Annotated in this window: 9 protein-coding genes and 1 pseudogene; 6 read left to right on the top strand and 4 right to left on the bottom strand. The window is 70.8% G+C overall.

From position 1 onward, the window contains the following. Nucleotides 1-115 precede the first annotated feature (115 nt). The gene (locus AB0P17_RS33300; protein WP_365816866.1) at nucleotides 116-409 is read left to right on the top strand and encodes a hypothetical protein; all 294 of its coding nucleotides are present in this window, start codon (nucleotides 116-118) and stop codon (nucleotides 407-409) included. A gap of 14 nt (nucleotides 410-423) precedes the next feature. Here AB0P17_RS33300 and AB0P17_RS33305 read toward each other — a convergent pair. After that, nucleotides 424-543, bottom strand: a pseudogene (locus AB0P17_RS33305) (IS5/IS1182 family transposase); the annotation flags it as partial. Between the two features lie 136 nt (nucleotides 544-679). Between AB0P17_RS33305 and AB0P17_RS33310 the strand changes: the two are divergent. Next, entirely contained in the window at nucleotides 680-1,666 is a 987-nt protein-coding gene (locus AB0P17_RS33310; RefSeq protein WP_365816868.1) for a helix-turn-helix domain-containing protein, read from the top strand. A gap of 114 nt (nucleotides 1,667-1,780) precedes the next feature. Here AB0P17_RS33310 and AB0P17_RS33315 read toward each other — a convergent pair whose 3' ends face one another. Both AB0P17_RS33315 and AB0P17_RS33320 read right to left on the bottom strand, forming a co-directional pair. After that, on the bottom strand, nucleotides 1,781-2,086 hold the full coding sequence (locus AB0P17_RS33315) for a hypothetical protein (protein ID WP_365816870.1): 306 nt from the start codon (nucleotides 2,084-2,086) through the stop codon (nucleotides 1,781-1,783). 344 nt (nucleotides 2,087-2,430) lie between these two features. Further along, nucleotides 2,431-3,144, bottom strand: a complete 714-nt coding sequence (locus AB0P17_RS33320; protein WP_365816872.1) for a hypothetical protein — start codon at nucleotides 3,142-3,144, stop codon at nucleotides 2,431-2,433. A gap of 471 nt (nucleotides 3,145-3,615) precedes the next feature. Between AB0P17_RS33320 and AB0P17_RS33325 the strand changes: the two genes are divergently transcribed. The 3 genes from AB0P17_RS33325 (at nucleotide 3,616) to AB0P17_RS33335 (ending at nucleotide 6,691) form a co-directional block, all read left to right on the top strand. After that, entirely contained in the window at nucleotides 3,616-4,980 is a 1,365-nt protein-coding gene (locus AB0P17_RS33325; RefSeq protein ID WP_365816874.1) for a PHB depolymerase family esterase, read from the top strand. Between the two features lie 52 nt (nucleotides 4,981-5,032). Beyond that, nucleotides 5,033-6,055, top strand: coding sequence for an LLM class flavin-dependent oxidoreductase (locus AB0P17_RS33330; protein ID WP_365816888.1), 1,023 nt, complete (start codon nucleotides 5,033-5,035; stop codon nucleotides 6,053-6,055). A 147-nt stretch (nucleotides 6,056-6,202) separates the two neighbouring features. Continuing rightward, nucleotides 6,203-6,691: a Rieske (2Fe-2S) protein gene (locus AB0P17_RS33335; RefSeq protein WP_365816876.1), complete on the top strand. Its 489-nt coding sequence runs from the start codon at nucleotides 6,203-6,205 to the stop codon at nucleotides 6,689-6,691. A 166-nt stretch (nucleotides 6,692-6,857) separates the two neighbouring features. Here AB0P17_RS33335 and AB0P17_RS33340 read toward each other — a convergent pair whose 3' ends face one another. Then, a complete protein-coding gene (locus AB0P17_RS33340; RefSeq protein WP_365816878.1) occupies nucleotides 6,858-7,763 on the bottom strand; it encodes a LysR family transcriptional regulator in 906 nt (301 codons plus the stop codon). 74 nt (nucleotides 7,764-7,837) lie between these two features. Here AB0P17_RS33340 and AB0P17_RS33345 point away from each other — a divergent pair, with 74 nt between their 5' ends. Continuing rightward, nucleotides 7,838-8,839 (top strand): DMT family transporter, encoded by a 1,002-nt coding sequence (locus AB0P17_RS33345; protein WP_365816880.1) that lies wholly within the window; start codon nucleotides 7,838-7,840, stop codon nucleotides 8,837-8,839. The last annotated feature ends 131 nt before the right edge of the window (nucleotides 8,840-8,970 follow it).

Here is an 8,970-nt window from a genome sequence, read left to right on the forward strand (position 1 = left end):
GAGAACCATTCGAACCGCTGGGTTCCGGTGTCGAGCGTGCCTGGGTTCCGTCGGGCGGCGCGGTGCGCCGCGCGAGCCGTACGCCCGCCGGATCTTGTGGGCCCAGGGTCGAGGCATGATGGATCTTCAGGTCCGCGGCGAGTTGGGCACGATCGAGGCTCGGGCCAAGCATGGTGTGAGCTGGGGGCCGGAGCTGGCCGCTCTCGACCAGTCCGTCTTTCCGATGTTCGGGCACCTGCTGCCGTACGCGGACACTGTTTTCAACAGCCGCCAAGTGGCCACCTTGCTGGCGGAAGTACCGCGTCTGCCTCCGGGCGTGGTCACCGATGAGTTCGCGCGGGAGCTTCTGGAACTGGGACAGACGGTTCTCAACGGACAGCACCTCTACCTGTGGTTCCTCGGGGACTGAGGCATTGGGTCGACTCAGGCCCGGAGCCAGAGCCGGATCGCGGCGGTGGTGACGATGCTGTGAAAGATGTAGGCGCGTTCGTCGTATCGAGTGGCGGCGGCTCGGTGGTTCTTGAGCTGGTTGGTCCGAGCCACGGGCAACCGCCCCGTGTGGCCCCCACCCCGCCGGGGAATCCCCCAGTATGTATCCGCCATGTATCCGCACGAGATGTGCTCCTGTGCAGGGTCGGCGACGCGAAGCATATCGAGCAAGGACGTGTGGGGAGAGGAAATGCTGCTGGAGACGGCTTTCTGCACTGGGGACGTGCTCGCGCCCGACAGGTTCTCCTGTTGGCGCGAGCACATTTCCCAGACGTACGTGCCGATGGACGTCGAAGGCGACCGCACAGCGGACACCACGGCGTCGCAGCGCGTCCTGGCGCTGGGAGCCGTACAGCTGTGGACGACGGAGCACTCACCGATGACACTGCGGCGCACGCAGAAGCTGATCCGGCAGTCCGACCCCGAGCTCTACCATCTGTCGCTCCCCCTGCGGGGGACGATGGGGCTCTCCGGCTCCGGTCACGAGGTCGCGTACGAACCGTACGACCTGGTTCTCCACGACACCTCACGGCCCCATCTCATGCGGGCGGCCACCAGCCGGAGTGAGGACACCATCATGGGGACAGGGCTCTTCATCCCCCGGAAACTGCTGCCGCTGCCGGAGAACGCGATCGACTCACTGATCATGCGGCGATTATCAGGGCGTGAGGGCGTCGGAGCGCTGCTCGCCCAGTTCCTCACCCAGGTGACCCGGGACTCCGGCTCCTACCGACCCGACGACGGACCTCGCCTGGGAATGGTCGCGGCGGACCTGCTGTCCGCCCTGTTCGCCCAAGCGCTCGACGCCGGCAACGCGCTCCCGCCGGAGGGCCATCGGCAGACCCTGACTCTGGCTATCCGTGCCTTCATCCAGGCGAACCTGTGTGATCCACAACTGACCCCGGCCACCATCGCCGCCGCGCACCACATCTCCACCAGCTACCTGCACCGCCTCTTCCAGCACGAAGAGGAAACGGTCGCGGCCTGGATTCGCCGTCAACGCCTGGAACGCGCACGCCGCACCCTCGCCGACCCCACGATGCGCGCCCACCCCATTCACGTCGTCGCCACCCGCTCGGGCTTCCCCCGTGCCGCCGACTTCACCCGTGCCTTCCGGCGCGCTTATGGCGTCTCCCCGAGGGACTACCGACACCGGACGGCCCCTCCGAGTCCGTGAGCGGACCGACTGCCGCGGGTCAGGTCTGCCTGGACATCCAGGCGAAGCAGGTGCCCGCCTGAATCGACTTCGTCGACCAATACGGGATGTGGCCGGCGTGCACTCCAGTTGGCCTCAGCGTGCGGCCCCGAGCCGGCACGCGGCCTTGGCGTGGCTGTTGCTGACGCCCAGTGCTTCGAGGCGGGACAAGCAGATCGAGAGCGAGTTCGTCGACCCCTCGCCGTCCTCCGCGATGGTGCACGCCTTTGCGGCATTTCCGCCCACCGGTACGTTGTACCCCTTACCGCGCAGATACTCCTGGCAGTCCCACGACCACGCGGAGGCCGGAGTGGCCACGGCGAACAACGCCAGGACAGCGGCACTGCTCGTGGTCGCGGCGGCGATGGTCAGCGTGGTGAAGGTTTTCCTGATGCGGTTCATTCCCCGTCTCCCTCTTTGACGCGTTCGAAGCTGGGTTCGGAGACCCCTCAAGCACGGGTGAATACCACTGCCGCGAAATCCGCCTCGGGTCGTCAACAGCGGTTCCAGCAATGCCGTCCAGGCCTCTCTTCGTACGCCCCTCAAGGTACGCGGCGGCAGCTTGATATTCGTTGGCGCTGAGCGCACACCCGGTTGGCAATGCGTCCACTCGGCGATGTGCCGGGATTGCCGGCGGCCCTCCCCGGCCCAGTACGAAAACTCGCTGGGCGCGGCGGGTCCGACGGACGGTCGGCCCCGAACGCGGGCCGGTCGTTCATCCGCTTCCTTGTCCTCCTCACCGGTCATCAGCCGCCGCTGGGCGGGGAGGGCGGGCGCGGCATGCGGCGGCGTTCGTATCTGGGGACGGGCCGACTGGGGCGGATGGCCACGGTGGGCGGCCCTGCCTGCCGACGCCGGGCCTGGCCCTGACAGAACAGGCACTGGGGACCGCCGGGGGCGTCCAGGTCCACGGGCGCTCCGGGGTGCTGGGCGCATCCTGAGCTGTTGCGGGGGCGGGAGAGCTCCCGGGCGACGACGAAGGCCCCGTGCGTGAGATCGCCGAGAAACACGAACGTCTCGTTCTCGGACCGGTAGTTGATCTCCGCCGCCAGGTCGTTGATCTGCTGCATGGTCCCCACGAGGACGGTGTGGTCGTAGGGCGGGGGCGGAACGGCCCAGTTGTGGCGGGGTGCCTGGGGCGCCGCTTTCGCGTCGGGCCGGCCGGTGCGGCGGTGGCTGTTGCACAACAGGCAACGTCCCCAGTCGGCGGGGGCTTCGGTGTCGACGGCGCCCTTCGGGTGCAGGCGGCAGCCGGTCGAGTTGCGGTCCGGGGCCAGGTTCCGGGCGACGTTGAACAGCGCGTACAGGCTGTCGGCGATCTCCTCGTACTCGGTGGGATCGGCGGGCACCCGCAGTTGGCCGATGAGTTCACCGACGCCCGCGAGCTTGGAGTAGAGCTCCTTCAGCAAGAAGGGTCTGCCGGTCGGGACACGGTAGGCGGAGTGGTCAGTGGAATCCACGAAACCCACTATGTCGCGAAGTGCCCCACTGGCACCCGCTTTTCACCCGATCGAGGGCACACTTCGCACGGCTGCACGGGCAGCGCGGCCCAGGCCGCCCGTCCGCAGGCATATACCTCACAACATTGCCAGGCGCCTGGCCACAGCGGCGCCGATACCGCGGGCGGCACCGGTGACAACCGCCGTTCGTCGCACATGAGTTGTGTCGGCCGGGCGAGGCGGCAGCCATGGCGAAGCTATCCGGCCAGGCCCGTGGGAGCGCTTCCATAGCAGTCGTGGGCATGCCACGATGCCCCCGGCAGCGCCCTCCCTGGAGGGGGGCGCCACGAGAACTCCGGGCGGGCGAGGCCGGTACCCCTCGCCTGCCCGAGCACCGACCCGCACACGTTTCGAGCCGCGGTCGTTCCCCCCGCACGCGCACTTCCCTGAGCGATACCCCCCCACGAACCGCGATCAGGAAGGGACAAGGACGTGTCCAGAACCAGCAGCAACCGCACAAGAACACCCCTGCGCCGAGCGCTCGTCACGCTTCTCGGAGCGCTGGCGCCCTTGCTCGCGACACTGTTCCTCACCGCCCCGGCCGCCTCGGGCGCCCCGTCCGGGGCGCCCGCCGCTCCCCGTCCGGCGCCCGCGGCCGCGCCCGCCGCCGCAGCGCTCACCGAGGTCACGAACTTCGGCAGCAACCCCAGCAACCTCCAGATGTACCTGTACGTGCCGGACACCGTCGCCGCCCGCCCTGCCGTCCTGGTGGCCGTGCACTACTGCGGGGGCTCCGGGCCGGCATTCCACTCCGGTACCGAATTCGCCTCGCTCGCCGACCGCTACGGCTTCATCGTCGTCTACCCGTCCGTCACCCGGGCCAGCAAGTGCTTCGACGTCTCCTCGCCCCAGGCGCTGCGCCGCGGCGGCGGGAGCGACCCGGTGGGCATCCGGTCGATGGTCGACTGGGCCACGCGTACCTACGGCGCCGACACCAGCCGCGTGTACGTCACCGGCGCGTCCTCCGGCGCGATGATGACCAACGTCCTGCTGGGCGACTACCCGGACGTCTTCGCCGCGGGCGCCGCGTTCATGGGCGTGCCGTTCGGCTGCTTCGCCACCACCGACGGCTCCGAGTGGAACAGCGCGTGCGCCAACGGTACGGTCAGCCGCACCCCGGCGGCCTGGGGGGACCTGGTCCGCGCCGCCCATCCCGGCTACAGCGGGCCGCGGCCGCGCATGCAGCTCTGGCACGGCACCGAGGACGCCATCCTGCGCTACCCCAATTTCGGGGAGGAGATCAAGCAGTGGACGAACGTCCACGGGCTCTCGCAGACACCGGCCACGACCGACTCGCCCCAGAGCGGCTGGACCCGTACCCGCTACGGCTCCTCCGGCGGCCAAGCCGCGGTCGAGGCCATCAGCCTCCAGGGCGTCGGGCACAGCCTCCCCGCCGGCGGGATGGCCGCCCGTGCCATCACGTTCTTCGGACTGGACAGCGGCGGCTCCGGGCCGGGGCCCGGTCCTGAGCCGCAACCGGGCGCCTGCCGGGTGGCCGTCACGACCAGCGCCTGGAACACCGGGCTGACCGCCTCCGTGACGGTCACCAACACCGGCACTATCCCGGTCGACGGCTGGAAGCTGGGCTTCACCCTGCCCGCGGGCCAGACCATCACCTCCGGCTGGGGTGCCACCTACGCCCCGGTCACCGGCGCCGTGACCGCCACCAACGCCCCGTACAACGCGACGATCGACCCGGGCACCGGTGTCACCCTCGGCTACCAGGCCGGCCACAGCGGTGTCGCGTCCGCCCCCGGCGCCTTCACTCTCAACGGAACGGCCTGCGCGCTCGCCTGACCGGGCCGTCCGGGAATTTCGGCCCCCTCCGCGCGTTGAACCGAGCGTGGCCATCGCGACGACGACGAAGTTCTCCGTACTGGACCGTTCCCGCACCCGGCAGGGGGTGACGGCCCCCGAGGCACTGCGGGAGACCGTACGGTTCGCGCGGTACGTCGAGTCGCTCGGCTACCACCGCTTCTGGGTCTCGGAGCACCACAGCGTGCCGGGGGTGGCCGGTTCCGCGCCGACCGTGCTCGCGGCGGCCGTGGCGGGCGCGACCACCACCATCCGGGTCGGCACCGGCGGTGTGATGCTGCCCAACCACCAACCGCTGGTCGTGGCCGAGCAGTTCGGGGTGCTGGAGTCCCTCTTCCCAGGGCGCGTCGACATGGGGCTCGGCCGCTCCGTCGGCTTCACCGACGGCATCCGCCGGGCGCTGGGCCGGGACAAACAGGACGCCGACGACTTCCCCGGCCGGCTCGCGGAGCTGCTGGCGTACTTCACCGGCGACGGCACCACCCACCCCGAGGTCCACGCGCACCCCGCCGAGGGACTGCGGCCACCCGCGTTCGTCCTGGCCACCGGGAAGGGCGCGCGGGTCGCGGCCGAGGCGGGACTGCCGCTGGTCATCGCGGCCGTCCGGGGCGAGGACGCGATGCTCAGGGCGGTCGAGGAGTACCGCCGGGACTTCCGGCCCTCCGCGTGGGGCGAACGCCCGTACGTGATGCTCTCCGGCACGGTCGCGGTCGCCGCCACCTCCGAGGAGGCGCGGCGGCTGCTGATCCCGGAGGCGTGGTCCACCGCGTACGCGCGCACGCACGGCGCGTTCCCGCCCCTCACCCCGGCCGGCACAGTCCTCGCCACTCCGATGACGGAGCGGGAGCGCGCCCTGTTCGAGGAGGCGCGACGGGGCCATCTGGCCGGCTCCGAAGAGGAGATCACGGCCGGTCTCGAAAAGCTGCTCGCGCGCAGCGCGGCGGACGAGTACCTGGTCACGACCAGCACGTACGACCGGGACGCCCTGCTGGACTCGTACCGGCGGCTGGCGGGTCTGGTGGGGCTCGTGCCCCGCTCCGGGCCGACGACTTCCTGAGAATTCTCCGAGTCGCTGAGTAATCCGCCGCTCCGTCACGTACTTTCTGACGAACCGGCGAGGCGGAACAGCCAGATCGATCGAGTGACCACCGGGTGACCAGGCCAGTCGAGTGATCAAGAGCCGGACAGGGAACGGGAGCTGGGCATGACGGAACCGCAGGGGACCGCACGGATCGTGGAACGCCGGACCGTCGGGCGCAGAGCAGTGGTCACGGCGGCGGGCGCCGTCGGGCTGAGTGCGGCGCTCGTCGCGTGCGGCGGGTCGGACGACTCGTCGGACTCGTCGGGTTCCTCGAACGCCGCGTCCGAGCAGCCCGCGGCGGGCGGCGGCGCGGGCGCGGGCGCCACGGACGTGCTCGCGAAGACCACCGACATCCCCGAGGGCGGCGGCAAGGTCTTCGACGCGCAGGGAGTGGTGGTCACCCAGCCCACGGCGGGCGAGTACAAGGCGTTCTCGTCCAAGTGCACCCACACGGGCTGCGCGGTGAAGGACATCGTGGACGGTGTCATCCACTGCCCGTGCCACGGCAGCAAGTTCAGCGCGACGGACGGCAGCGTGCAGGCCGGTCCCGCGACGAAGCCGCTGCCCACGGCGTCGATCAAGGTCTCCGGAGAGTCGATCACGCTCGCGTGACCATGGCCGCCGAGCGGCCGTGACCCCCGGCGCCCCGGCGCCACCACAGACCGACGGCTGACGGACTTCACTTTTCGTCGGCAGCGGGTGAAGCCCGTCAGCCGTCAACCCCTCCCGTACAGGTATCCCGTACGGAGGCCGGCCCGGCTCAGCCGACCGCTCCGGCTCAGCCGGCCACCTCCGCCGCCGCCCGGCCCAGCGCCCGGGCGGCCGCCCTGATCGACGGGCGGCGGCCGGCGTCCGTCCGCCACACGGCGTGGATGTGCCGGCGCATCGTGTTCCGTACGGGCACGACGGCGACGCCCGGGGGTAGCGCGCCCCGCCCGAGCCGGGGCGCGACACAGACCCCGAGTCCCTCCGCGATCAGCGCGAGCTGGGTGTGGTACTCCCCCGCGAGATGCGCGATCCGCGGCTCGAACCCCTTCGCGCGCAGGGTGAACATCAGCCAGTCGTGGCAGAACTCGCCCTCCGGCCAGGACACCCAGTCGTCCTCCGCGAAGTCCTCCAGATCCACCTCCGCCCGGCCCGCGAGCGGATGGCCGACCGGCATCGCCAGGTCGGCCACGTCGTCCAGCAGATGCTCGGTGGCGAGGCCGCCGGGCACCGGCATCCGTTTGTTGCTCCACTCCAGCACGACCGCGAGATCGAGATCTCCTCTCATGACCCCCCGGATCCCGGCCTCCGGTTCCAGCTCGCACGAGCGGACCCGCAGCTCGGGGTGGTCCTCCCGGAGGGCGCGGAGCGCGCGGGGGAACAGCCCTCGGGCCGCCGTCGGGAACGCCGAGATCCGCACCTCGCCGACCACCCGGCCGCGCTGCGCCTCGATGTCCGACTGCGCGATCTCGACCTGCGAGAGGATCCGCGCGGCATGGTCGGCGAGCAGCCGGCCCGCGTCCGTGAGCCGTACGCCGCGGCCGTTCCTGGCCAGGAGCTGCTGGCCGACCTCGCGCTCCAGTTTGGCCATCTGCTGGGAGACCGCCGAGGTGGTGACGTGCAGACCGTCGGCGGCGCCGCTCACCGAGCCGTGCCGCGCCAGGGCATCCAGGGTCCGCAGGCGCTCCAGGTTCAACATGTAAGCAATACTAATCAGATGGGTGGACAAAGTCTCGCTTGTTCTACGAGGTGTGCGGCGTCATCGTTGACGCCATGACCACCGCGACCCCGCGCCGCCCGCCCCGGGCCTCCACCTCCGCCTCCACCTCCTCCACCTCCACCACCTCCTCCGCCACCACCGCCTCCACCACCTCGACCGTCGCGGCCCGCCCGCGCCCCGCGCTCGACTGGCGCCTCCGGTTCGCCGCGCTCGCGCTCATCTGGGGCTTCAGCTTTCTGCTGATCAAGGTCGGCACCCACGGCTTCGCCCCGTTCCAGGTCACCTTCGGCCGGCTCTTCTTCGGCACGGCGGTACTGGCCGTCGCGATGGCGGTGAAGCGGGAGCGGCTGCCCCGGTCGGCGCGGACCTGGGGCCATCTCACCGTCGCGGCGTTCCTGCTCAACGCGCTGCCGTTCTCGCTGTTCGCGTACTCCGAGCTGACGATCCCGTCCACGCTGGCGGGCATCTGCAACGCCACCTCCCCGCTCTGGGGCATGGCGCTCTCCATGGTCGCGCTCTCCGAGGACCGGCCCACCCGCCGCCGGGTCGCCGGCCTCGGTATCGGATTCCTCGGGGTGCTGACGGTGCTCGGCGCGTGGCAGGGCTTCTCGGGGCTCGACCCGGCGGGTACGGCGATGGCGCTGCTCGCCTCGCTGAGCTATCCGATCGGCTGGATCTACGTACGCCGCACGCTGGCGGGCAGCAGCAGCTCGCACCTCTCGCTGACGGGTGCGCAGCTCTTCCTCGGTACGCTGCAACTCGCCCTGGTGACACCGCTGTTCACCTCAATGCCGACCTCGTTCCCGGTGGGACCGCTGCTCTCCGTGATCGTGCTGGGCGCGTTGGGGACCGGGCTGGCGATCCTGATCCAGTACGGCATCGTCGCCGAGGTCGGGCCGACGACCGGCCAGATGGTCACGTACTTCATCCCGGTCATCGCGACCGCCGCCGGGGTCACGCTCCTCGGGGAGCAGTTGAGCTGGAACACCCCGGTCGGCGCCCTGATCGTCCTCGCCGGGGCCGCGCTCACCCAGAGCAGGGCGCGCCGGGCGTAGTGGGGCCCGTCAGCCGTAACTGCGGGCGGGGGCCGGGCCGGGCTAGTCGCTGCCGAGCACGGGGCCGACTGTTCGACTGACTGTTCGTCATATCATCACGACAACAAGGGAATCGGAACCGTAGAGCCGCC

The sequence above is a fragment of the Streptomyces sp. NPDC088124 genome (assembly GCF_040685895.1).
Classification (GTDB): domain Bacteria; phylum Actinomycetota; class Actinomycetes; order Streptomycetales; family Streptomycetaceae; genus Streptomyces.